This is a genomic window from Pseudothermotoga elfii DSM 9442 = NBRC 107921 (genome assembly GCF_000504085.1).
Classification (GTDB): domain Bacteria; phylum Thermotogota; class Thermotogae; order Thermotogales; family DSM-5069; genus Pseudothermotoga_B; species Pseudothermotoga_B elfii.
In genome coordinates this window covers 1,111,984-1,137,500 of sequence record NC_022792.1, presented here as the reverse complement: position 1 = coordinate 1,137,500, position 25,517 = coordinate 1,111,984, and the positions used below count along the sequence as shown (strand labels likewise).

The 25,517-nt window shown below is 39.1% G+C and carries 21 protein-coding genes, 1 tRNA gene and 1 CRISPR repeat array (1 of these 23 running past the window's edge); of the genes, 5 read left to right on the top strand and 17 right to left on the bottom strand.

Annotated features, from left to right (window positions below):
- The 3 genes from TEL01S_RS05550 to TEL01S_RS11180 all read right to left on the bottom strand — a co-directional run.
- Positions 1-431: the 5' portion of a DEAD/DEAH box helicase gene (locus tag TEL01S_RS05550; RefSeq protein WP_028844059.1), read on the bottom strand. Its footprint begins 2,077 nt before the window's first position; only the first 431 of its 2,508 coding nucleotides appear in the window; the start codon lies at positions 429-431; its stop codon lies off the left edge, out of view.
- Positions 432-2,249: a DNA methyltransferase gene (locus tag TEL01S_RS05545; RefSeq protein WP_232504341.1), complete on the bottom strand. Its 1,818-nt coding sequence runs from the start codon at positions 2,247-2,249 to the stop codon at positions 432-434.
- A gap of 2 nt (positions 2,250-2,251) precedes the next feature.
- Positions 2,252-7,284: a CRISPR direct-repeat array (repeat unit 30 nt; unit sequence GTTTCCATCCCTCTAAGGTTCGATTGAAAC).
- Positions 7,285-7,593: 309 nt separating this feature from the next.
- Positions 7,594-7,716, bottom strand: a complete 123-nt coding sequence (locus TEL01S_RS11180; protein ID WP_269764063.1) for a hypothetical protein — start codon at positions 7,714-7,716, stop codon at positions 7,594-7,596.
- A gap of 54 nt (positions 7,717-7,770) precedes the next feature.
- Here TEL01S_RS11180 and TEL01S_RS05540 point away from each other — a divergent pair, with 54 nt between their 5' ends.
- Both TEL01S_RS05540 and TEL01S_RS05535 read left to right on the top strand, forming a co-directional pair.
- Positions 7,771-8,514 carry an MBL fold metallo-hydrolase gene (locus TEL01S_RS05540; RefSeq protein ID WP_028843188.1) on the top strand — a complete coding sequence of 248 codons (744 nt, stop codon included), beginning with the start codon at positions 7,771-7,773 and terminating at the stop codon, positions 8,512-8,514.
- 15 nt (positions 8,515-8,529) lie between these two features.
- On the top strand, positions 8,530-9,783 hold the full coding sequence (locus tag TEL01S_RS05535) for an SLC45 family MFS transporter (RefSeq protein WP_012003138.1): 1,254 nt from the start codon (positions 8,530-8,532) through the stop codon (positions 9,781-9,783).
- 1 nt (position 9,784) lies between these two features.
- Here the strand turns inward: TEL01S_RS05535 and TEL01S_RS05530 are convergent, their stop codons facing one another.
- The 13 genes from TEL01S_RS05530 to TEL01S_RS05470 form a co-directional block, all read right to left on the bottom strand.
- Positions 9,785-11,686 (bottom strand): VWA domain-containing protein, encoded by a 1,902-nt coding sequence (locus TEL01S_RS05530; protein ID WP_232504340.1) that lies wholly within the window; start codon positions 11,684-11,686, stop codon positions 9,785-9,787.
- Positions 11,683-12,252, bottom strand: coding sequence for a vWA domain-containing protein (locus tag TEL01S_RS05525; protein WP_012003136.1), 570 nt, complete (start codon positions 12,250-12,252; stop codon positions 11,683-11,685). The genes TEL01S_RS05530 and TEL01S_RS05525 overlap by 4 nt, the downstream gene beginning before the upstream one ends.
- Positions 12,253-12,331: 79 nt before the next feature.
- Complete coding sequence (locus TEL01S_RS05520) at positions 12,332-13,501, bottom strand: phosphopentomutase (RefSeq protein WP_012003135.1); 1,170 nt, start codon at positions 13,499-13,501, stop codon at positions 12,332-12,334.
- Positions 13,498-14,991 carry an apolipoprotein N-acyltransferase gene (gene lnt / locus TEL01S_RS05515; RefSeq protein ID WP_012003134.1) on the bottom strand — a complete coding sequence of 498 codons (1,494 nt, stop codon included), beginning with the start codon at positions 14,989-14,991 and terminating at the stop codon, positions 13,498-13,500. The genes TEL01S_RS05520 and lnt overlap by 4 nt, the downstream gene beginning before the upstream one ends.
- Positions 14,992-16,152: a DegT/DnrJ/EryC1/StrS family aminotransferase gene (locus TEL01S_RS05510; RefSeq protein ID WP_012003133.1), complete on the bottom strand. Its 1,161-nt coding sequence runs from the start codon at positions 16,150-16,152 to the stop codon at positions 14,992-14,994. It lies immediately after the preceding gene.
- Positions 16,153-16,154: 2 nt separating this feature from the next.
- Positions 16,155-16,982 carry a Cof-type HAD-IIB family hydrolase gene (locus TEL01S_RS05505; RefSeq protein WP_012003132.1) on the bottom strand — a complete coding sequence of 276 codons (828 nt, stop codon included), beginning with the start codon at positions 16,980-16,982 and terminating at the stop codon, positions 16,155-16,157.
- 49 nt (positions 16,983-17,031) lie between these two features.
- A tRNA-Leu gene (locus TEL01S_RS05500) sits at positions 17,032-17,118 on the bottom strand.
- A 45-nt stretch (positions 17,119-17,163) separates the two neighbouring features.
- Positions 17,164-17,991, bottom strand: coding sequence for a DegV family protein (locus TEL01S_RS05495; RefSeq protein WP_012003131.1), 828 nt, complete (start codon positions 17,989-17,991; stop codon positions 17,164-17,166).
- On the bottom strand, positions 17,988-18,878 hold the full coding sequence (locus TEL01S_RS05490; RefSeq protein WP_228368993.1) for an acetamidase/formamidase family protein: 891 nt from the start codon (positions 18,876-18,878) through the stop codon (positions 17,988-17,990). Before TEL01S_RS05490 ends, TEL01S_RS05495 begins: the two co-directional genes overlap by 4 nt.
- On the bottom strand, positions 18,862-20,172 hold the full coding sequence (locus TEL01S_RS05485; RefSeq protein ID WP_012003129.1) for a replication-associated recombination protein A: 1,311 nt from the start codon (positions 20,170-20,172) through the stop codon (positions 18,862-18,864). The genes TEL01S_RS05490 and TEL01S_RS05485 overlap by 17 nt, the downstream gene beginning before the upstream one ends.
- Before the next feature lie 16 nt (positions 20,173-20,188).
- Entirely contained in the window at positions 20,189-21,106 is a 918-nt protein-coding gene (locus TEL01S_RS05480; protein ID WP_012003128.1) for an NAD-dependent epimerase/dehydratase family protein, read from the bottom strand.
- A gap of 2 nt (positions 21,107-21,108) precedes the next feature.
- Entirely contained in the window at positions 21,109-21,639 is a 531-nt protein-coding gene (locus TEL01S_RS05475; protein ID WP_012003127.1) for a metal-dependent transcriptional regulator, read from the bottom strand.
- 4 nt (positions 21,640-21,643) lie between these two features.
- Entirely contained in the window at positions 21,644-22,228 is a 585-nt protein-coding gene (locus TEL01S_RS05470; protein ID WP_012003126.1) for a uracil-DNA glycosylase, read from the bottom strand.
- Between the two features lie 231 nt (positions 22,229-22,459).
- On the opposite strand from TEL01S_RS05470, the gene TEL01S_RS05465 reads away from it, so the two are divergent.
- The 3 genes from TEL01S_RS05465 to cutA all read left to right on the top strand — a co-directional run bounded on the left by TEL01S_RS05465 (position 22,460) and on the right by cutA (position 24,408).
- Entirely contained in the window at positions 22,460-23,017 is a 558-nt protein-coding gene (locus TEL01S_RS05465) for a LemA family protein (RefSeq protein WP_012003125.1), read from the top strand.
- 9 nt (positions 23,018-23,026) lie between these two features.
- Complete coding sequence (locus TEL01S_RS05460; protein ID WP_012003124.1) at positions 23,027-24,001, top strand: M48 family metallopeptidase; 975 nt, start codon at positions 23,027-23,029, stop codon at positions 23,999-24,001.
- 86 nt (positions 24,002-24,087) lie between these two features.
- Entirely contained in the window at positions 24,088-24,408 is a 321-nt protein-coding gene (gene cutA / locus TEL01S_RS05455) for a divalent-cation tolerance protein CutA (protein ID WP_028843190.1), read from the top strand.
- A 313-nt stretch (positions 24,409-24,721) separates the two neighbouring features.
- Here cutA and TEL01S_RS05450 read toward each other — a convergent pair whose 3' ends face one another.
- Positions 24,722-25,516 carry an alpha/beta fold hydrolase gene (locus TEL01S_RS05450; RefSeq protein WP_012003122.1) on the bottom strand — a complete coding sequence of 265 codons (795 nt, stop codon included), beginning with the start codon at positions 25,514-25,516 and terminating at the stop codon, positions 24,722-24,724.
- Between the last annotated feature and the right edge of the window lies 1 nt (position 25,517).

The window sequence follows — 25,517 nt, the reverse complement described above, 5'->3', positions numbered from 1 at the left end:
TCCCAAATTGTATATTGCCTTGTATCGGACTTAGTTGTTAATAACTTGTCAGAACCGAGTTTTTGTGTGTTAATAAAATAAATACGTCCACCCTCCAAATACTCGGTATCAAAGTTTGAATCTACAGTTACTAAGTCCCGTACACGAATTTTGTCTGATTTGCTTTCAATTTTTAATCGCGTTTGCTCGTTAAGTTCCGGCGAATCGGAAAGCCAAACAAACACTGAATTCGGATCGCCGATATTATCTGAACCTCCATATAGGATTTCTTCAAAAAGTGCAGTCATAATTATAGTTTTTCCAGAACCCGTAGGTGCGGAAAACGATATTACCTGAGGGTCTTTTTCGCTCCACATTAAATGAGCTTTATTAATTTTCTCATGCAATTCTGCAAGAGCCGTTTCCTGAAATGGAAATAAAGTAACTCTCATTTATGAATCCCTCCTACTTCCCAACACAAAGTTATCAATGTAATCTCGGTATAGTTGGTATGTATTTTTTATTTTTATGCCATCAGTCATTTCGCGGAAAGCTTCCTCCGAGTTTGTTACAAAATATACCACTTTAATATTATTTACTTCTGAAATCTTTTTTGCAAACTCGGCATATTTTGCTTCATCAACCAGAACTGCAAAGCCGTTTTGAGGAAGAATTAACATATCTGGTTCTTCATCGCTGTTTATTTCTGGCCTCCGGCCGATAGCACCGGATTTTAGCCAAAGCAATGGTAATATTTCGCGGAATTGTTGACCTAGTGATACGCTGTTTTTATCTAAAAAACCTAGTTTAAAATACTCAACATTTGCAGGAAAACCATCGCTCATGGGACGTTTAACTTGCAATGTTACATTCATTGGACCGAGCAAGTTTGATACCTGTGCTTTAATTTCCTTGAAAGTGGCAGCAGATTTTACCACTATATAAAAGTCTGTGATGTGGTCTTGATCTTCTAAAGCTTCCAGCCATTCATTAACAGCATTTACATCAAACAAGATCGTCGCCGAATGTTTATCCGAAACAATGAATTTACTATCTGCTTTGACTAATGATTGTGGTAATTGCGACTTTCCATCCTTACCGCGTAGCAAAGAAACAAGCTGCTTTTTTGCATTAGTTGTTAGTTCCGTAGGATTATCAATAAAGCCAAGCTGATAGAATGAACGCTCTACCTCTTTTGATACTGTTTGGTTTGTGTAATACTCTCCTGATAGGATAGTGCCATCATCACGTTTTCCAAGGATACTATATTTTATCCTAGGCCAAGTAACCGAGCGACATATACCATGTTTTTCCCATTCTGGGTCGCCAGGTTGATATCCTTGTTCGCGTAAAGCTTTTGATTCTGCGTCTGATACTTCGTTATTTGTTACTAAAATACAACGACGGTTACCATTATCCTCTACGTTTAGTAAATTTACCGCATGGAGCGTTGTTCCACTACCAGCAAAAAAGTCGACAATTAAAGCATTTTTCTTTCCTGATACAGCGAATAACAATGCATCATGGACAGCATAGAGTGATTTTGGGTAAGAAAAACCGCCACCAATTATGGTTTTAAGCATATCTGTACCATGGGCTTCTGCATTATATAAAGGATCAGTCCAAACCGTTTTTGGAGGTTCGCTTTCTCTACGTAAAATAATTTCTATTCGATTTCCTCTTTTTTCAATAAACATTCTATCTTTTACTGATTCTACGGTATCACGTCCATATCGCCATTTCTTTTCAATGCCATTCTTATCAATTGGCCAAACATAAATTGTACCATCTGCATTATATTCTACTTGAGCTGTAGGGTGTAACTCTTCATCGAGTAAATCACCAAAACCGATGATGTTATAGTTAGAGTCTAGAATTACTGGATAAAAACATGTTGCACCTTCGTAGCGACCTGAAGTGCTTCCCCAACGTCTTAAATTATATACATCTCCACCAGTATGTTGCTTGCGAAAAATAGTACTTTCTGATGAATATGAAAATATTGCATATTCATGAGTCACAGAAAATTTTTTGCCCTGAGTTCCGCCGGGATTATGCTGAATGGTTATGCAGGTATGAGTTAGGTTTGGAAAAATTTCGTGAAGGAGAATCCATAGATGAGCATATTCATTGTCATCTATTGTAGTAATCAAAACACCATCATCAGCAAGTATTCTTTTTGCTATCTTTAAACGTTTCTGCATCATGGATAGCCATTTACTATGACGCCAATTATCAGTGGAATCAACATAATCATTATTATATTGCACACGTTTCCATCCCTCTAAGGTTCGATTGAAACTATCAAAAAAGTTCCAGAAGAAATTCCTTTTGGTGCGTTTCCATCCCTCTAAGGTTCGATTGAAACCGGATATGCATTACAACAAGGGGCTTGGCAAACTTAGTTTCCATCCCTCTAAGGTTCGATTGAAACTTAATCGCTGCAATCACGTTATCACTTCCTTATATAAGTTTCCATCCCTCTAAGGTTCGATTGAAACACGAAATAGAACACTCTAATTTTGAACTTCCTATAGGTTTCCATCCCTCTAAGGTTCGATTGAAACATCAGTTAGATCTCTCAGCATCTTGTACCATTGCTCGTTTCCATCCCTCTAAGGTTCGATTGAAACTTAAAGAAAGTCGAATAAATGATATTGTATATGTTATACGTAGTTTCCATCCCTCTAAGGTTCGATTGAAACTCATACTTCTCAAGATTTACAACTTTACCAAGCTCTTGTTTCCATCCCTCTAAGGTTCGATTGAAACAATTAATCCTTTTTGTTGCAGCCTGTTTCTTAGCCTGTTTCCATCCCTCTAAGGTTCGATTGAAACGTATTTGGGTCTATTTCAAGGATCTGTGTAGCACTAGTTTCCATCCCTCTAAGGTTCGATTGAAACAGGTACCCCCCATGGCTTTGCTTGGCGGAAGAATTTTGTTTCCATCCCTCTAAGGTTCGATTGAAACAAGATCTTGTGTATACCCGCTTCTGTGGCAAAAAAGGTTTCCATCCCTCTAAGGTTCGATTGAAACGTTGCTCATCACATCTGTTTCTCTGCTTAACCAAATTGGTTTCCATCCCTCTAAGGTTCGATTGAAACTATTTCCTGGAACTTCGAATTTTACTAGTGTATCGGGTTTCCATCCCTCTAAGGTTCGATTGAAACTTAAAGAAAGTCGAATAAATGATATTGTATATGTTATACGTAGTTTCCATCCCTCTAAGGTTCGATTGAAACTCTTCCCTGAAAATTGGCACCTGATAATCTTCGACGAGTTTCCATCCCTCTAAGGTTCGATTGAAACGTTCTTTCTCTACTCTTTTCTCTTAAAGGGGTTCTTTGTTTCCATCCCTCTAAGGTTCGATTGAAACAACAGCTTGTGTTAAGGCTAAATTGCTACTTGACGTGTTTCCATCCCTCTAAGGTTCGATTGAAACTGGAGAAGCTCGGTACTACTGCAAAAGATGATTTGGGTTTCCATCCCTCTAAGGTTCGATTGAAACTAGACTGCCAACCATATTCACCATTATGCAATCTTTGTTTCCATCCCTCTAAGGTTCGATTGAAACTCCTTAACACTCCATCCATTACCAACCAAAACATTAGTTTCCATCCCTCTAAGGTTCGATTGAAACTGAATATGTTTCTGTTCGCGATTTGCCGCGTGTTCGGTTTCCATCCCTCTAAGGTTCGATTGAAACACGAACAAAAATATCCAAAAGCGACACTACAGCATGTTTCCATCCCTCTAAGGTTCGATTGAAACTTCAATCATAGTTCTCGCAGCTTCCATTTCAGCTGCAGAAGGGTTTCCATCCCTCTAAGGTTCGATTGAAACTTCAATCATAGTTCTCGCAGCTTCCATTTCAGCTGCAGAAGGGTTTCCATCCCTCTAAGGTTCGATTGAAACAGAAATCCAACCAATCTGCACTGCAAGGAAAGTCGAGTTTCCATCCCTCTAAGGTTCGATTGAAACTTGATAATTCGAGCCGAAACTGTAGGATTTTGCTGTGTTTCCATCCCTCTAAGGTTCGATTGAAACTTTGAAGGGGGTAGAAAAATGACGATAAAAGAGAAAAGTTTCCATCCCTCTAAGGTTCGATTGAAACCAGACGCGCGTACAGCGAACTTGTTGAGCAAACTGAGTTTCCATCCCTCTAAGGTTCGATTGAAACATAAAATGAGAGGATATGTTTAGTTTTTTATCTCCAGTTTCCATCCCTCTAAGGTTCGATTGAAACAAATAACAATTGACCTCGATACTTCTTTGCTACCAAGGTTTCCATCCCTCTAAGGTTCGATTGAAACTAGAAGATTTATAATCAAAGAATAGGAGGGGAAAGTAGTTTCCATCCCTCTAAGGTTCGATTGAAACGTGCAACAATTATTGGATCCAATCGGAACAATTATTGTTTCCATCCCTCTAAGGTTCGATTGAAACAGAATAATGCCCTTCTAACACAGTTAGAAAGCATCGGTTTCCATCCCTCTAAGGTTCGATTGAAACGCGATTCTGAGATTGCTTTATTCTTTGCCATTTTGTCGTTTCCATCCCTCTAAGGTTCGATTGAAACGTAAACTTACAGGGCTAAAACAATTTCTGGAAGAAGGGTTTCCATCCCTCTAAGGTTCGATTGAAACTGGGAAGTTAAAATAGAAGTTGAAGTTGACAATACAAGTTTCCATCCCTCTAAGGTTCGATTGAAACCGATTATCGGGCAATTTGATCCAAAATGGCTTCCATGTTTCCATCCCTCTAAGGTTCGATTGAAACTTCAAAAAGGTGATGTTGTAGTTGAGGATTTTATTTGGTTTCCATCCCTCTAAGGTTCGATTGAAACAAGATTGAAAAGGGAAGAATTGATGATGAATGAAATTGGTTTCCATCCCTCTAAGGTTCGATTGAAACGCGTAGGAGACCCGATCTATGAGGATCTCAGAATGAGTTTCCATCCCTCTAAGGTTCGATTGAAACTTGATTAGTTGCCACAGCTCCGTCTTTTCTTTATAGTTTCCATCCCTCTAAGGTTCGATTGAAACCATCTCCGAAGCCTTTGCATTCGGTTATGCAGTGTTGTTTCCATCCCTCTAAGGTTCGATTGAAACGTGATCGCGTGACGCTGGAACTCATAGAGGTTCCAGGTTTCCATCCCTCTAAGGTTCGATTGAAACAGACCTCAAAAAGTTCTGCTCGGCAAATACAAGGGGGTTTCCATCCCTCTAAGGTTCGATTGAAACTGCGCTTCCAGCGCAGCCGCAAGGGCGAGTTATCGTGTTTCCATCCCTCTAAGGTTCGATTGAAACGGAAATTCAAAAAGCTCGGATAAAAAACATGGCACGGTTTCCATCCCTCTAAGGTTCGATTGAAACGTTGTACGAGCCCATTTCATGCGGATTTTCGAAAGTTGTTTCCATCCCTCTAAGGTTCGATTGAAACTTTAATGCATATATATGTAATATTCCATTGTATGCTGAGTTTCCATCCCTCTAAGGTTCGATTGAAACATATTCGGCGACAATTTTGAACTTGTAGTACCAGAGTTTCCATCCCTCTAAGGTTCGATTGAAACTCTTGCTTTGGCTCTGTGGTAGGTCCATAGAACTGGAGTTTCCATCCCTCTAAGGTTCGATTGAAACTCTTGCTTTGGCTCTGTGGTAGGTCCATAGAACTGGAGTTTCCATCCCTCTAAGGTTCGATTGAAACAGGACCAGTAGCGAAAGGGGGTGTATGTAGTAGGCCGTTTCCATCCCTCTAAGGTTCGATTGAAACGCGCTCTTGGATACAAGGCATATTACGTTACAATTTGTTTCCATCCCTCTAAGGTTCGATTGAAACATATTCGGCGACAATTTTGAACTTGTAGTACCAGAGTTTCCATCCCTCTAAGGTTCGATTGAAACTCTTGCTTTGGCTCTGTGGTAGGTCCATAGAACTGGAGTTTCCATCCCTCTAAGGTTCGATTGAAACAGGACCAGTAGCGAAAGGGGGTGTATGTAGTAGGCCGTTTCCATCCCTCTAAGGTTCGATTGAAACGCGCTCTTGGATACAAGGCATATTACGTTACAATTTGTTTCCATCCCTCTAAGGTTCGATTGAAACGATAAGATGGGGTAGGCTCCATTCCAAGGATTATCCGGTTTCCATCCCTCTAAGGTTCGATTGAAACGGAAAGTGCTCTGACAATTTCCAAATGGTTATTCTCGTTTCCATCCCTCTAAGGTTCGATTGAAACCGATATTAAAGATCTCCAAGGAAAGTTGAACGGTTACTGTTTCCATCCCTCTAAGGTTCGATTGAAACATGGCTATCACGATGACTGTGTGATGGCTCTCGCGCGTTTCCATCCCTCTAAGGTTCGATTGAAACTCCCTTCTTCAATCAATATAGCTCCATCTTTATACCTGTTTCCATCCCTCTAAGGTTCGATTGAAACTAATTGCTGGCTGCGTTCTCGCAACTACTTTTGGTAGTTTCCATCCCTCTAAGGTTCGATTGAAACGACGACTATGCTCTTTGGCATTTCGTTGGCGGTTACTGTTTCCATCCCTCTAAGGTTCGATTGAAACTACAGATGCTGTATAGATTGATGTATCATTTGGAAGGTTTCCATCCCTCTAAGGTTCGATTGAAACAAGGCTATGCGATAGCACGTATCTGCATCGAAATTTGTTTCCATCCCTCTAAGGTTCGATTGAAACCCGTCTGATGATATGCCATCTACGGTACTATCTATAGAGTTTCCATCCCTCTAAGGTTCGATTGAAACGCGAGCGCGTAAGCGGCTCTTTGCATTGCTTTATCAAGTTTCCATCCCTCTAAGGTTCGATTGAAACTATTGTTTTAAACCAAGATGGTAAATTAGTGTATTTGTTTCCATCCCTCTAAGGTTCGATTGAAACGTGCTCGCTGAACACTAGCTTCGACTGTTTTTTGCCAGTTTCCATCCCTCTAAGGTTCGATTGAAACAAATTGAGAATGGTGCACTTGTGGAGGTACCGATTTGTTTCCATCCCTCTAAGGTTCGATTGAAACGGAAACTGTCTTTCCAACTCAATCTTTCACTCCCTGTTTCCATCCCTCTAAGGTTCGATTGAAACAAACTGTCGTTAAGTTACACATACATTGCGGATGAGCGTTTCCATCCCTCTAAGGTTCGATTGAAACACAAGCTTTGCGAGTTCGGTCGGAAGCCCAGAGTTTGTTTCCATCCCTCTAAGGTTCGATTGAAACACCGCAAACGCTCTTTATCAAGTCATTTCCGCTGGTGTGTTTCCATCCCTCTAAGGTTCGATTGAAACCCATAAGATACTGAATAAATAATAATTCCCAGGAACAGATTTGTCAATAAATATTATACTATATGGCATGCAAGAATATATAAAGGCGAGCATTAAAAGCGGGAAAATTTATAAAGGCACATAGTAAAAAATGTACGGGGAAAAATTACCTATCGGAGGTTTTGAAAAAAAAGGCGATTTTTGGGGTGTTTGTTAACAAATCTTAGAAATTCAAGTGAAATGTCACAAGGTTATTGAATACAATCTTAATAAAAATTATTCAATCCACAAATTGCTATTCTATATAATAATTCACAAGGTTAGAATTATTTAATTTATAAATCTATCAATCACTTCTCTTAAGTAATTCTCGTCTATTATGCCAGGTTTTTCATGTATTTGTTTCTTCACTTTTGCAAAATGATGAACTCCACTTTCATAGAAATCAAACAATGAAGTGTCCTGGTTCAAAAAAATTCCAATATAATCTGCTTAGGAGGTTAGAAAATGAGAATAGCATTCTTAGGAACTGCTGCAGCTATAACCACAGAAAATAGAGACAACACCTCTTTTTTAGTTGGTGATACTCTCATTGAATGTTCGGGCAACGCTTTTGGAAAGATGAGAAAACTTGGTTATAACCCTTTAAGGCTCAAAAATGTAATAATAACCCATGGTCACGTTGATCACGTTTATGGATTGCCTTCATTGGTCGAAATGATGAGATTGTCAGGAAGGGAAAATCCTTTGAAAATTTATGTTTCAGAGGTTTTTTCAAATCTTGTAAAAACATATCTCGGTATGTTCAATTTTATGGAAAAAGAAAGAAGGTTTCCTGTTGAAGTTGAGGAAATACGATATGGTTTTCAGCTAATCGATGAAGACTTGATCATCGAATTTTTTCCTGTAAAGCATTCCGTTGAAAATTTCGGATTGAAGATTAAGTCGTTTGATTCAATTGTTGTTTATTCAAGCGATACAGAACCATGCAAAGAGGTTATAGAACAATCTTTCGGTGCTGATTTACTTATACATGAAGCAACATGCAGCTATCTTTTTTCAAAACGTATTGAAGGCCATACATGCGCTGAAGATGCTGCGAGAATCGCTCAACAATGTGGCGTAAAGATTTTGTGCCTGGTGCATTTAGGTCCGGATATTAACAATGATAAAAAGCTTATTGACGAGCTTAAAAAGTTCTTTCTGGGTGACATATTAATACCAGGCGATCTGGAAAAAATCATTTTGTGATAAAGGGGTGAAGGTATGCGGTTCAAATACTGGAAGATTTTTTTGCTCGGTTTTGGTTTTTTCGGTATAAGTGTTTTATGGCCCTTGTACAACGCTTATGTACCTATTTTTTTGAAAGATTTTGCACTGCCTTCGTTCGCAGTGGGGATAGTGATGACCATTGATAATATTTTAGCCATAATAATGCTTCCATATATAGGTACGTTGAGTGATCAGACAAGGACAAAACTTGGTAGGAGAAAACCATATATTCTTATCGGAGCGCCTGCTGGTGCTTTATTTTTTGCCTTAATTCCAGTTGCAAGAAATCTCAAATCTTTACTTTTAATGATGATAATAATAATAGTTATGAATATATCTATGGCTTTATTTCGTTCACCTTTGATAGCTTTGATGCCAGATGTGACGCCATCAAAATATCGAAGCCAGGCAAATGGAATCGTTAATTTCATGGGTGGCTTTGGAGCTCTTCTGGCATATTTTGCAGGTAAACCTCTCTATGACAAAAATTACGCTTACCCATTTTTTGCAGGGGCAATTATAATGCTTATTGCAAATATACTGGTGTTACTTTTCATAAGAGAATCAAGTGAGTATACTATTAAGTCGCAGGAAAATTCAAAATTGTTCGAAATTGTAAGAAAAGGGAATAGAGAATTGTTCGATAACCTGAGAGATGTTTTCAGGGCAAAGGAAAAGAGTCTTTTCTTTATTTTGGTATCTATACTGCTCTGGTTTATAGGATTCAACGCTCTGGAGACATTTTTTACAAGCTACGCCAAGTTTCATCTGAATATCTCTGAAAGCACCGGGGCTCTTATTTTAGGGGTATTTTCACTCACGTTCATGTTGTTTTCAATTCCGGCTGGATGGATTGGCAGCAAATTTGGAAGAAAAAGAACAATAAGTATTGGCTTATTAATATTAATGATTTGTTTGACCATAATTGCAGTGCTGTCGAAATTAATAACCGATGGCATGATAATAAATATCTTTTTTGTAATGTTTTCGATTAGCGGGATCGGCTGGGCGCTGATAAACGTAAATTCTTTACCAATGGTTGTTGACATGACCAGATCTGAAAAAGCGGGGGGATATACAGGGCTATATTATTTCTTCTCTATGGCAGCAAACATATTTGCTCCCCCGCTTGCAGGTGGTTTTATAGATATTGCCGGTTACGAATCTCTGTTATTTTTCTCCTTGATTTTCATAATTTGCTCCTTTATCACCATGAGGTTTGTGAAAAGAGGAGAAATAGTTTCGTGAATCATTTGAATTGAAAAACCATGTCTACTATTTGTTGAACACGTTCACTGAGCGGATTCAAATAATCCACCTTCAAGGCCAGTTCGTACGTTCTTGTGAGGGCACCCATGGTGTCCAGCGCTTCATACAACGTTTCGAGCCCGGCTTTAATTGAAGATAGCTCAGGGTAGCGAACTTCAAACAATTCTATGAATTCTACAATCAGTGGAATCAGCTCTCTCAGTGTCGATAAACAGCTCTCCCAGTCATCTATTGAATCTTTCTCACTCAATGCTTTGTAGGAAACATCAAAGAGATCACTCATCAAATCGTTGCGCATCTGATAAAAACTTTCTCTGATCAGCGATGATCTCTCGTCAATATCCCAGTGCTTTCCGATGTTTTCTTCCACGAGTTTTTGAGTTTCAAACAGAACCTTTTCTATTTGCTGTTCCATGTGAGAAGTGAATTTCTCATAAACAAGCTCTTCTTCAACAAAATTGTAAACATTATCTCTTATTTGATCTGGACTTAATTTTTGTTTTACCCAATCTTTGACATAACTCTGAAAATAATCAATGATTTTTTCTGGATCTCTTATTACTTCTGCCAATTTTTGCTCAACTGTTTCCATAATATCGTCAAGCAAGTCGTTTTTTACATAGTTCACCAAACGATCTACGAGTTCTTGTATAGTTAAATTTGATGCAGCACCGCTCCAGTTGCCGGTAATGATGTCTATAAAAGTGTTTACGATGGTCATGATTATTTGCTTTGCCGACTCAAGTTTTTCCACAATTTCTTCAGCTTTCCGTATCATTCCATTTATCTTTTCAACCACCTTGAGTGCATCATCGCTGGCTCTTGTTTGAACTGTACAGGCGTATCCTGAGCAGTTCACTATCGCAGCAAGAGCGGTGTTAAACCTTTTCACCGCTTCCAGTTCAACGAGCGTCAAGCCATTTTCTTTGAGACCTTCCAACCATTCTTCAGCATTCTCAACAAAAGCCTCAATTTTGTCGTTGTATATCTCTAATTCTCTGAGTTCTCTGAGCAAACCGAAAGCTCTGAACAGCTCAGCTGATTTACTCTTTGTAAAAGCAATCATCTCGGTTGGTGTAGCACTATCCAACCCAACCTCGATCCAGCCCCTTGCCGTGTAACACAGCTGATCGTACCTATCAGCTGGACGTCCGTCGGCATACAGCATGTAGTAATATCTTCCAACTTGCCTTTTTCCAAAATTCACAACACCATTTTCATCACTTTCACCTGTCACGGCTTCCATTCTGTCCAATTCACCCATAACTTTGTAAAGGCTTACCGAAACATTGTTTTTTCCAAGCATTGATAGACCAGATTCATCTTTTAAAACAAGAGCTATATCTTTTTCTGATACTCTTTCAGCGATAGTAGCATCGGGGTTATACAGAGGATAATAAACGAAATTTGCAATATTACCAGCACCTGACAAAGTTATTTTTACTTCAACTTTGCTGACAAAATCATACTCGCTCCAATCACTTAGCCATGCAAAATAATACTTTGAATCAACGAGCGGCAAGTTTTTCAATTCTATTTCTCGCTGATCAAAAGGCCAGCTGAGTCTTCTGACCTGGTTGTTGATTTTTTCAAGTGCATCAAAATTAGATAGCCTGACCCTATCGTTCACGAGCTGCGAATAGGATTCTTCAAGTTCCACCTGAGCCATTTTGTTTTGCTCTGGCTGGCAATAGTATAGCTGAATACCTGTTTCTCGCAATGCAAAATCTACCGCATACATCGACGTATTACACCCTGAAAAAAATACCAGTTCGGACCATAGACGGAATCTGTAAACACATCTGTGATGATCACAACAATTTTTCTGGCATCTTCTCGCCAGTCGAGATCTAAGGTCCATAGAAATGCATCGTACGCTCATGTAAAATTCCAACCTTCTCCTGCTGTGCCAAGCTCTTGAATCTCGTGCTTGATCTCATTTATCATTGCTGGTCCCAGGAATCTGTCTGCCTCATTTCCGCTTGGCCATCCTGGTTCATCTTCAACGCTGTACTCTGCAACAACAATCCTGAAGTCTGTGTTGTTTGCTCTGAGTCTGTCCACGAACTTGAGCAGCTCTTCTTTAATTTCCTCCATGCGTTCATACATAGAACCTGTGCAATCAATCAGAAAAACTATATCCAGTTTGTCTGAGTTCACAGATTTTTCCCAGAATCCTTCTCCGTCAAATTGATAATAAATGTTGTCAAAACTAACTGGTCTTTCCTCAATCAAATCACCATATTTGTCATAAGCAGTTTCCGTAATTTCGAAGTTATTGAGAGACAAATCTGGTACAAAACTCAAACCATCTTTTACAGTTACAGAGCACCATATTGAGTTCACCAGTCCATCCCGGTCCCAGAGTTCAAATTCTCTCAGTGAAATTTCGCGTGCAAGGAGAAAATTCGTGCAGAAAAGCACAGCAAGAAGGATTGCTCTCCTCATAAATATCCCCCCCTTGGATATATTAGTATTTTATAACATGACAGCGCAGCAAAAATCACTTATCGAGGCAAAATTATATTCAATGAAGAAGCAACGATTTGAAAGAAGTACCGTTATTTAATTTTCTTACGCCAAACAAATCAGCTATAGTCTGGCCAAAATCTGCGAAGCTTTCTCGAATACCGAGATAAACGTTCTTTCTAACTTTTGAACCGCATACAAGTATTGGAACTCTCTCTCTTGAATGATCTGTTGATGGCGTCGTTGGATCACAGCCATGATCAGCGGTGATGAATAAAAAATCATCTTCTTTCATATTTTTCCATATCTCAGGTAAATTAAAATCAAATTCTTCAAGTGCCTTAGCATACCCATGAGGATCATTTCTATGGCCGTACTTCATATCGTAATCCACCAGATTTGTATAAATAAAACACGTGTGCTGCTTTTCCATAATCAACTTTATGGTTTTCTGAATACCATCTATATTACTATCGGTCTTATAGCTCTCTGTGATTCCCCTTCCTGCATAGAGATCGTAGATTTTTCCAACGCCGTAAACAGGTATATCGCTTTGAACGAGCACATCAAGGAGCATTTCATCTTCAGGCTCAAGTGAATAATCATGCCTCCTTGGTGTTCTCACATAATCTGGATAATTTCCTGTAAATGGCCTGGCTATAACACGCCCAACTTTGAAACCAAATTCATCAAGTAAATCCCTCGCTATTTCACAGCAGCGATACAGCTCTTCGACTGGCACTATTTCTTCCTTTGCCGCGATCTGAAAAACGCTATCTGCGGATGTGTAAACTATCAGAGCACCTGTTTGTTCATGTTCCAATCCGAGCTCTTTTATTATTTCTGTACCAGAAGCTGGCTTGTTTCCAATAACCCTTCTTCCAGTTCGCTTTTCAAATTCTTTTATCAAATTTTCCGGGAAACCATTTGGAAACAAATCAAAAGGTTTTTTCAATATAATACCGGCCAGTTCCCAGTGACCGGTTGTGGAATCTTTGCCAGGGCTTTTTTCAAGCATAACACCATATGCGCCTTTTGCAGGCATTGAAGGTACTCCTTCTATGGTGTCTAAATTTCCAAGACCCATTTTGGCGAGATTCGGTAGATTCAGTTTTCCTACAGCTCTTGCTGTGTTGACAAGTGTGTTGCTGCCCTGATCTCCATACTCTGATGAATCTGGCATCTCACCTATACCAACACTGTCAAGAACTATTGCAATTACTCTCATTTCCAGATCCTCCTTTTCGTGCCTAAAGTCCTTTCTCCAGGAAAGAATAACATGAAAACTACTATACCAAGGCAAAACCATATGACAAGATCACCAGTTTTTGTGTAAATGGTTATTGCTTCATTTGGTATGATATCAAAATCTACTTTTTCAAAAGATCTGATTCTCGCTACCTCTACAATTCGCCCATAGGGATCTATTGAGCCAGTGATACCAGCATTCGAAACCTGTATCACCTGACGGCGTGTTTCAACAGCTCTAATAACTGCTTTAGCAAAATGTTGTTTTAACGCTGTATCAAAAGAAAACCATCCATCGTTTGTACAAACTAAGAGAACCCGGGCTCCTTTTTTGACAAGCTGCCTCGAAGGCTCAGAAAAATAAGATTCAAAACATATCTGAACACCTATCAAAGGATAATTTTCCACAGTCAGCGGTTCATACTCCTCACCAGGATCCAGGTAATTAAGCCCTTGCAGAAAAGAAAAAATACCAAAAACCTTTTCATATGGAAGTCTCTCGACAAACGGAAATAGCTTTACTTTTGAGTATTTGCTAACAAAGCCAAGCTCATTTACGAGAAAAACGGAATTCTGAATTTTTGAATTAACTGACAAAGTACCTATGAGTATCTGTAGATTGTTTTGCCTGCACAATTCTTTCATTTGTTGAGCTATGTCACTCCCTCTTGGGTCAAATGGAAAAACATCTTCAGGCATTACAACAAGCGTGTCTTTCAATTCAACAAGCATAGGCTTAAATTGCTCATAAAGATAGTACGAAGATTGGTTATACTTCACGTCTTGAGATGTGTTGGTTTGAATTGCAGCAAGTGACTGATCTGAAGTGTGAGGTAATGGAAGAAATATATTCGCCAGATGAGAAATGACGTTTATAGCAAGTACAACAAAAACTATTTTTTCAATGGGTCTTGAACTCTTCCTCCATATAATATACAACCAGCAATTCACCGCAACAATGATAAAAGTTAACCCGTACGAACCAATGATGGGAGCCAGTTGTAAAATACCCGTGTCTCTGTACAAGGCGTCAGACAAAGTACCTCCCGTAAACCCCATTTCGCCAAGGCTCCTGATAAAATCGAAAAGAGTATAAGCCGAAGCTGTAAAAAGAACCTCTTTGATGGGGTGTTTTTTTACAGAATTCTCTAACAAACCATAAAGAAAACCAAACGCAGCAAAAGGAAGAGCCTCAAAGGCAAGCATCAGTAAAAAAACGAGAAAACCAGTTAATGCATGGAATTTTCCAAATGTCCTCGGCATGTTTTCCATCAAAACCGGCAATACCCAGTACAGATTTATTGCCGAAAATGCGTAGAAATATAGAAATCCATACAATGCCCCAAAAAGTGGCCCTTTTTTCTCAAGAGATTTTAAAAATGGGACGAGAGAAAACCAAACTATACATCCTGCCACAAAACCCGGCATTGAAAGAGCTGTCAAAAAAGAAGAAAAGAAAAGCCAGAGCACCTACCCCACCCTTTCTACCGCCTCTTTCAAAATTTCTATAACTGTTTCCTGCTCTTGCAAAGTCAAAGTTGTATAAAAAGGCAATGCAAGTGTACTTTTTGAAACTCTTTCAGTTACAGGCAACATTCCCTCGGAAAAACCGAAAAGTTTTCTGTAAAATGGCTGTAGATGAATTGGCGTGAAATAATTTCTTACCTGAATACCTCTTTTATTCATATAATCCATTACCCTGTCTCTGTTTATTTTCTCATCGAGCTTTACAACATAAACAAACCAGCCTATTTTGGTTGTGTAGTCTTCTATATGAGGTATCTGAACCCAATTATATCTTGAAAGCAATTGATTATAGCTTAAAGCAACATTATTTCTCTTCTCAAGAATTTCCTCCAGATGGGTAAGCTGCGCATATCCCAATGCAGCTGAAAGTTCATCAATACGGTAATTGAATCCCAATCTCACGTGGTTCAACCAATCTTCTTCTTCCCCTCTTCCTTGATTTCTCATACTCTTGCAAAGCATGGCTAATTCTTTGTTATTAGTAACTATTATTCCTCCTTCACCGGTGGTAATTTGTTTATTCGGATAAAACGCAAATGCGCCAGCTTCACCGAAGCTGCCACAGGGTCTTGCTCTATATTCTGAACCAAGAGCCTCACAGGAATCTTCAATGACTTTTAAATTCCAGTCGTGAGCAATTGACAATACTCTGTCGTAATTAACAGGCTGACCAAAAACATCTACAGTCATCAAAAAACGAACCTTTTTGATATCTACGCGATTGTTTCCTATGTGCACGCAACCACGTTCAATATCTCTCAAAAGCTTTTCAAGTGCATCGGGATCCATGTTGTAGGTTCTCTCGTCTATGTCCACAAAAACAGGAATAGCACGTTCAAAAAGCGCAACATTTGCTGAAGCAACAAAAGTGAAAGAGGGAACGAGCATAAAATCAAATTCTTCCACACCAAGAGCTCTTAATATGAGATGAAGTGCTGAAGTTCCGCTGTTAACTGCCACTGCATAATTGACATTTGCAACAGATGCGATTTTTCTTTCAAAAAGATTCGTATATTCTCCCATACTTAATCTGTCGCTTTTCATGACATTCATGATTGTTTCAATTTCCACATCTGTCAAATATGGTTTTGAAAGTGGAATCATATTCAAACCTCCATTAAAAACTTTTTTATAGCTAATGAGACACCCGACTCGTCATTTGACGCTGTGATAAATCTTGCATATTTTTTTACTTCATCCGGTGCATTGCTCATAGCCACAGGCAAGCCTACTTTTTGCATCACACCAAGATCATTGTAATTATCACCTATGTACATAACTTCATCGGCATTAAGATGAAATAATTCGAGCAAAAAATCAAGAGCTATTTCTTTGCCAACGCCTTTAGAAAAAATTTCTAAGAAAACCTCCCCGTCAATATGCTGGTTTTTTATTGACGTGAACTCATCTGTTTGCTCACATAGCTGCTCTAAAAATAACTCAGCTGTATCTTCTTTTCCAATAACCGCTATTTCTGCTATTTCATCGCGCGATTTAAGAATCTGAAATAAGTTGTCAACTTTGTTTAGTCTCTGGCTGTTAAAAATCAAATATGAATTGAAAGCTCCGCAATATTCTCCTTTGACAAACATATCTTTGTGACTGAAAAAAGACTCATACACAATCGGATAGAGCCCATATTTGAAAGATAGTTCGACAGCATATAGAGCAACTTTTGATGGAAGTAGCAGACAGCGAAAGATATCACTTAATGATGGCGTTGCAATGAGTGCCCCATTCTGAAAAACCACAGGTATATTCAGACCGATTTCTTTCACATACGGCAGAGCAGAATAATAACTTCTTCCAGTCATCACGGTTATTTTTATGCCTTTTTTTCTTGCAAGTTCTATAGCGGTTTTGTCTTGAGACGAGACCTTTTTCTCTTGATTTAATAATGTCCCATCCAGATCTATGCATACAAGCTTTACCATTTTGATCACCAGAAAAAGTATAACAAAAAAGGGGAGCTTTTAGCTCCCCTGGTGCCGAGGGCGGGACTTGAACCCGCACGGGCTCATACCCACATGGCCCTCAACCATGCGTGTCTGCCAATTCCACCACCTCGGCAGGCACTAAAAATTCTACCATGCTACAATAATTTTTGTCAACAGATTATGCTTTACCTATAACTAAACCAAATACCTCCGGCCCTACATGGGCACTCACGGCCGGGCCTATCCTTGATATCCCAACCAGGCTCCCAGCAGGAAAAAATGAAAGCAACCGATCTAAATGTTCTTTCATCTGCTTCAATCCATAGCCACCAACTACAACGTATTTTTCGAAATCTGCGAATTTTTTGGCTTGCTCTGCTATGATTTCTATAACGTGCTTCATTGAGCGAGCTGAACCTGTGCTATGAACTTGACCATCGGTATCTGTTGAGAGAATCGGTTTTATTCTGAGTAATTTTCCCAGCAATGCCTTAGCTTTACCAATCCTGCCTCCTTTTTCGAGGTAATCCAGGCTGGTAACGGTAAATAACAGCAGTGATTCTTCTATGTATTTTCTGAAGATATCTTCAGATATTTCAATTTCGTTCAAAATATCGTTGATAAGTCGATGTACAACATAAAAACTTTTGACACTTCCACTTTTCGAATCTATTAGTGTCGCATTTTTAATATCAAATTGCTGCAACACAAGCCTTATCATATTCCAGGTGCCACTTAATTTACTTGATATTGTAACGATATAAATATGATCGTACTCTTTTGAAAGTTTTGTCAGTAACTCGACTGTTTCTGAAAAATTTGGCAGGGATGTCCTGACTTCTTTTCCAAGTATTGCCTGGCTATAAAATTCCTCTTCAGTAATATTCACTTTATCTCTGTACTCTTTTCCATCCACGTACACATTCAACGGGAGCATAAAAACAGGTACCTTAAACTCGTAACCAACAGGAACATCAATGCTGCTGTCAAAAACGACGGCTTTCACATAATTTCTCCTTTCCCATCAAAGAGGTATTTTGGTATGTATGCACGTACCGTTTTGTTCGGATCTACAAGCTGGCTTATTTGTATATCAACTACAAGACTTGCAAGCATATAAGCCGAGTTCATAGAAAGATTTAATTTTCTACTTAAAAACTTTACTGCCTGGTACGTAACTTCTTTTAAGGCTTCTTCAACTGTTCCCATAGAGACAACTATGAAAAAACCACTCTCTGTCTCAATTAATGGCCATTCTATTTCATAATTGATCAGTTCTACCTCAACTGTCACATTTGCACAAACTTCGCAAGCAGAAACACAGACTTCTCCATCAGCCATTGCAGCGTGAACATCTCCAAGAGCCAAACAGGCACCGGGCTGGAAAATTGGTAAGTAAACTGCACTCCCGGTTTTCACATACTTAGTGTCCATATTGCCACCATGTTTGTACGCAGTACCTGTGGTAAAATGCCCGTTTTCCGGAGCAACGCCTATAACACCTATCATTGGATTGGCGGGAATACTCAGCTTATCAAATCTAACAAACCCATCTTTTATACGAAGCATTTTAGCTTTGAAACCTTTTACCAGTTCCGGAAAAACCCCGAAACCTTCCTCGCAAACTATCACACCTTCTTCTGCCAAATCTATCTTTAATATTTTTACCTTAAGAGTATTTCCAGGCATCGCTCCTTTTATAAAAACAGGACCAGTTGCAGGATTAACTTTTGAAAAATCCAAATTGATTACATCACCTTCGAATTTGATTTGCCCACCCAGTGCGTCTATAGTTTCAAAAACAATCTGATCACCAGAAGCAACTTCCAAGACAGGGCTCATTGAGGATGAGAACGCATAAACAAGATTTGTTGAACTAACCTTCTTCATCATCTTCCCCCTTCGAATACTTTTCCTTTCCCCAGAGTTCTTCAAGCCTCTTTTTGATATTTTCTTCTTTGCCGATAGATTTTGGAGTGTATATTTTAATTCTGCTTAGCTCGTCAGGCATATAACTTCTTTTCACGAAGCCACCTGTCTCATGGGGGTAAATATACTCTTCTCCATAGCCAGAATTTTTCATCAATTTTGTGACCGGATTCCTCAAGAAAAGAGGTACCTGGACACCTGTTGAACGTTTTGCAACATCCTTTGCTTTTTCAAGTGCTAAGTAGACTGAATTGCTCTTGGGAGCAGCTGCAAGATATATGGCTGCCTGAGCAAGATTCAAAGCACATTCTGGTAATCCCACATATTCAACAGCCTGAGCAGCAGACGTTGCAACCAGTAAAGCCATCGGGTCTGCGAGGCCTATGTCCTCACTGGCAAGAATTATCATCCTTCTTGCTATGAACATGGGATCTTCCCCAGAATCTATCATACGTGCCATATAGTAAAGTGCCGCGTCAGGATCACTTCCACGCAAGCTTTTGATAAAAGCCGATGCAAAATCATAATGTTCTTCTTTCCTGTAACCATGGGGTTTGTAACCGCTGCTTGCCTGAAGTACATTGAAATCAACTATTTTTTGATTCATTCCTCGAGCAGCTTCGATAGCTATTTCAAGAGTATTCAAGGCGAATCGCGCATCTCCTTGAGACATCTGGGCTATAGCCTGAAAAACCTCGTCAGTTACATTGATCTCGTAACTTGCTATTTTCTCGTCTACTATAATTGCTCTTTTCATAATTTTTATCAATTCCTCGTTAGAAAGGGGTTTTAAAAAGATCACCCGACATCTCGAGAGGAGAGGAGGAATTATCTCAAAGGATGGATTTTCAGTTGTCGCTCCAATCAGTGTTATAGTACCATCCTCTACTTTCGACAAAAGAAGGTCCTGCTGAGCTTTGTTAAGTCTGTGGATTTCATCTATGAAAATAATAGTTTGTTTGCCATATCTTTTCATCTCTTGAGCTCTGTTCATCGCTTGCTTTATGTCGTTTGCGCCGTGTAGAGCCCCGCTGAAGAAGAAAAATTCCGCATCCACATGTTTTCTTATGAGTTCTGCTATTGAACTCTTTCCACATCCGGGTGGACCATAGAGTACACAAGAAAACATCATCCCTTTTTCAAGGGCTTTCCGTAGTATACCTTCTTTTCCCATCACATGTTGCTGACCGACCAAATCTTCTACATTTTTCGGTCTCACTCTTTCAGCAAGCGGAACATTGCTCAAATTCTCTGGCATGCGGAAGCCCCCAGAATCATCTGAAAAACTCAACTGTCATCTTTAAACCGTCGGAAAGTTCCGTGACTGGATGCCAACCAAGCTCTAACTCTGCCTTTTTTGAATCAAGAATACTCTTTCTCAAATCCCCTTTCCTCGGAGATGAGTAAATTGGTTGCTTCGAGTAACCAGTTATCGTTGAAAGCATTTTGAAGAGAGCGTTCACAGATGTTCCCACGCCAGTACCTATATTGTAAATTCCCGTGAAATCTTTTTCCATGGCAAGCAAATTCGCCGTCACAACATCTTTTACATATACGTAATCTCTTACATATTCTCCATCGCCAAATATATGAACATCCTCGCCTTTAAGCATTCTTGAAGAAAATATTGCAATGACTCCCGCTTCTCCATTCGGATCCTGACGAGGTCCATAAACATTTCCATATCTCAGCGCAATATAATTCAACGACTTTTCATTTTTATAGAATTCTAAATACATTTCCACAGATCTTTTGGCAATTCCGTAAGGTGACGCAGGATTTGGGCCAATTGCTTCATTTGTCGGTAAGGGTACGTTGTCACCATAGATAGCTCCACCAGTGGAAGAAAAGATAAATTTTTTGACGCCATGCTTAACACTTTTCTCAAGTAAAACAAGACTGCCCAAGATGTTAGTTTTTGCATCCTTAATGGGTTCTTTCACAGAAACACTGACACTTGCCTGAGCCGCGAGGTGAAAAACAAAGTCAAATCTGTGCAGCATGAAAACACGTTCCATCATTTCATCATCTTCTATACTCTGTTGATAAAAAAGCGCATTTTTGTTTAAATTTTCTATCTTTCCGCTGACTAAATTATCAACTACAACAACACGATGTCCTTTTTCAATTAAGGCATCAACAAGATGTGATCCTATAAAACCAGCCCCACCAGTCACCAGAACGGAAGCCATAATCATTCACCTTCTTCTTCGTCTTCTTCTGTTTCAACAGCTTTAATGTCTTCAAGAACCTCTGCTGGCAAATGCGTGACATTGATCAATTGCCTGCTTTCTTCAATGAAATTTCTGAGATCTTTTGCCTTGGTTTCGTCGAAATCAATTATAATCTTATAAAAATCTTTGATTCTGTCTCTTGTCCGGGCCGTCAAATAATGTGACAAATGTTTTGAAAGTTTCTCGGACACCTCTATTGGTATACCCAAAACGTAGTAGAAGAAGTTGCATATTCTTTGCTGAAGAGTTCTCATAGTTTGAGCTTTTCTTTTTCCTTTATTCGTTAGAATTATGAGGCCATATTTTTCATATTCCACATATCCAAGGTCAGCAAGGCGCCTCATTGCATTTGTAACACTCGGAAGGCTGACACCAACTTTGCGGGCAACTGTACTTATTCTCGCAGCGGGCTGTTTTTGCTGGATTTCATAAATTACTGTAAGATAATCTTCAAGAGCCGGTGTTAAAATTTTCTTTCTTCCCCTTGCCATATTTTTACCTCCTTTTTTGGTCGAAAAATTCCCGAACTTTTTTGATATCTTGCCAGGTTAAATCCTTGGGAGATCCCTTGGCTTTAGATGGATTTCTCAACAAATAACTGGGATGAAACATTGGGAATAATTTTTTACCAGCTTTCCAGTCAAGTTCCTTTCCACGGAATTCCGTTATGGATACATTCTGGCCAAGAAAAAAAGATAAAGCTGTGCTACCAAGAGGAACTATAATAGCTGGATCTACAATCATTATCTGTGCCATTAAATAATGGCCACATGCTTTTTGTTCCTCTGCCTTTGGAACTCTGTTCTCGGGAGGCCTGCATTTCACAATATTGCATATGTAAACATCCTCACGGTCGATGTTTACCGACTCGAGAATTTTTGTAAGAAGCTGCCCAGCTCTTCCAACAAAAGGTCTCCCTGTCTTATCCTCTTCTTCACCAGGACCTTCTCCAACAAACATAATGGGCGCATAAAGATTGCCTTCACCTACAACGACATTTGTTCTGGTATTGAATAAAGGGCAAGATGTGCACTTTTCGATCCTGCTTGCAACAATTTTCATAAGTTCTTCGCGTGTCACAGAATAACCTCCATTAAAGATAAACTGTGTTGCACATGCATAGCTTTTTTCTATTTTGATATTACCATGTTTACTCATACCTTAGGCTGCTGAATCTTAATTAAAGTTCAATCCATAAAAGTACCAAAAGAGACTGATTGCACCAAAATTGCCATTTTTCGTGATTGCTTTGATACAATTTCAAAAATCAATAAGATACAATTGTGGTATAGTTATTGAGGAGGTGTCGTTATGGTAATTTTTGGTGTAATTCTTGTAATTATAGTCATCTTAGTTGTATGGTTCATCGGTGCATACAACTCCCTTGTGGGAAAGAAAAAGCGTGTGGAGAATGCATGGAGCCAAATAGATGTTCAACTAAAAAGGCGACATGATCTTATACCAAATCTGGTAAATGCGGTTAAGGGATACATGAAATTTGAGAAAGAAACACTCGAAGCAGTTATAAATGCAAGATCTAAAGCCATTTCTGGTGGTTCTATCGGCGACCGAATCAAAGCTGAAGGTGAACTCTCTGGAGCTCTGTCAAGATTGCTCGCTGTTTTTGAAAAATATCCTGACCTGAAATCAAATCAACAGGTCAGCCAATTAATGGAAGAATTGACGAGCACAGAAAACAGGATAACCTATGCGAGGCAGTTTTATAATGACACCGTGATGAAATACAACACTTCAATAGAGATTTTTCCAGTCAACATAGTAGCAAATATGTTTGGATTTAAAGCCTATCCATTTTTCGAAGCTACAAGTGATGAGAAAGAAACCCCGAAAGTTGACCTTAGCCTCTGAGGTGGTTTAATGAATTATTTCGCCCAGCAGGCAAAAAATTTGCGTAGAACGTACCTTTTAATATTCTTTTTCATAGTTTTGATGATGCTTCTTGGATTTCTCGTAGATGTTATGTTCTCAAGCTTCCCTGCTGGAACACTTATTTTAGCACTGATAGCATCAATACAGGTTTTAATTGGGACACAGGCTGGTTCATCACTTGTACTCAGATCTGTGGGAGCTAAACCAATTAATGAAAAAGAACTTGAGGAGAGACAGCTCAAAAACATAGTTGAGGAAATTTCTATTGCTTGCGGAATAAAAAATGTTCCAAAGGTATATATAATGGAAGACGAAAATATAAATGCTTTTGCAGCAGGATTCAAACAGGAAGATAGCGTCATTTGTGTGACGCGGGGCTTGTTAAATAACCTGAACCGGGAAGAAACAGAGGGCGTAATTGCTCATGAAGTGAGTCATATAATAAACAAAGACACATTATTAATGACAACAGTTAGCGCTATTCTTGGAACAATGGTACTGGTACAACTTTTTGCCTGGCGATCACTCAAATTTGTGGGATGGCTTGGGCCAAAAGGCTCGAAGAGAAAAGAAAAAGATAGTGGTGCCTACATAATACTTGCACTTCTTGTGATTGCTGTTGTTGCCACCCTGTTCTCTCTAATTGGGAGGATAACAGTTTTTGCTGTTTCTCGAACTCGCGAATACCTTGCTGATGCGAAAGCAGTTGAATTGACAAGGAACCCTCGAGGTTTATCGGGCGCATTGAGAAAGATAGCCAAACTGCAGAAAATTCGCGGTAAAACCAAAGGGGCAACAATAGCAACTGCACATCTCTTTATATCTGATCCTCTCAGGCGAAATGTGAACAACAAAGAAGGTTTTTTTGCTGATCTGTTCAGCACTCATCCTCCCATTCACAAAAGAATAGCAGTGCTTGAAAACATACCGCCGGAAACTGTCTTTAAAGAACTTTATTCCTGAGAAATCCAGAAGAAAGCTTTCTCTGAAAGAGACAAATCACATTTATAGAGCCGGGAAAAATCAATATAAATTAAGGAGTGATTGCGATGATAATAATCTACACAACTTTTCCCGACAGAGAAAAAGCCCTGGAGATTTGTAAAAACCTGCTTTTGGAAAAACTCATAGCTTGTTTTAATGTCTTTCAAATTGACTCAGGCTACTGGTGGGATGGGAAAGTCTCTCAAGATAAAGAATTTGCGGCAATTTTGAAAACCAGCAACTTCAAAGAACAAGAAGTGTTCAAAAAGTTGAAAGAGCTTCACCCCTATTCTGTTCCGGCAATTTTCAGCGTTGAAATAAAAACTGTTGATGCAAACTACAAACAATGGCTTGAAGAAAGCCTCAGTAATACAGACAATCAATAATTTTAACCGGGATGTATGAAGTTGTTTACAACATAATCAGCATCACCGGGGTGTGAAACTTTGCTTGTGCAGGGAGTTTCTATCAAAAAAGATTGTCAAATTCAGAACAGAATTAAAAAATTCTATCTTAGTTGAAACTAAGTTCTATCTCAGGCATCCTGAAAGATTTTTAACGTGTTTTTTGACTCAAAACATTTCTCCAAAAGCTTTTTAGTTATTTTTGAGATTTTATATTTTCGTATATATATATTATGGAGAATGTCAACCGGGATCCTGGTAAAGTTGCCGTATCTTGGCATAGGTCTAATCTCTTTTAGTTTTTCAGGAAAAACAGATGCGCTTTTATCAGAAAAAGTACCTCCTTTGGCTTTTCAATTACCGCGGCATGGCCACAATCTGGAATGCACACATGCTTAGCGCCGGGTATTTGCTGTGCTATTTCCTGTGAAAAGTTCACTGGTTTTATGTTATCAAATTGGGCAGAAACAACAAGCGCAGGTGCACCTATCTTCGAAAGTTGATTTAACAAAGGTTTTCGCTCAAGCTCAAGGAAGGCATCCAGCAATTTTACTGCTCCTTCGTAATTGAACTGCGACATTCGTTGAATAATTGTGCCGAACAGGTTTGGATATCTGTCAAGAAATTGCTCGCTGTAGACATCGTTGATCCAGCTTCTGACAAATATCTCTTTATTTTTACTCATCGCACCATCTTTCCATCTCAGAGCTTTGTATTTGATAGATGGCGTTATACGGGCTGTCGCGGTTATAATCGTGAGAGATTTTACCAACTCTGGATATCTGACAGCGAAAAACATTCCAACTTCTGCACCATAAGATGTTCCAACCAGATGCACTTTGCTGATCTTTAAATAATCAAGGAGTTCTTTGAGATCTTCAACGTGCCTTTCGAAACTACACGAACCGTTTTGCGAGCTCCACTGACACCTGAAATTGTGAAGAATGATTCTATATTGACCTTTAAGCTGCTCTGTGATAAAAAACCAGCTGTTGTAATCCATGAAAATACCGTTGAGAAAAACAACAACTTCTTCTGATTCACCCTGAACTTTGTAATCTATCATAATTCCATCACTTGTTTTGAACATA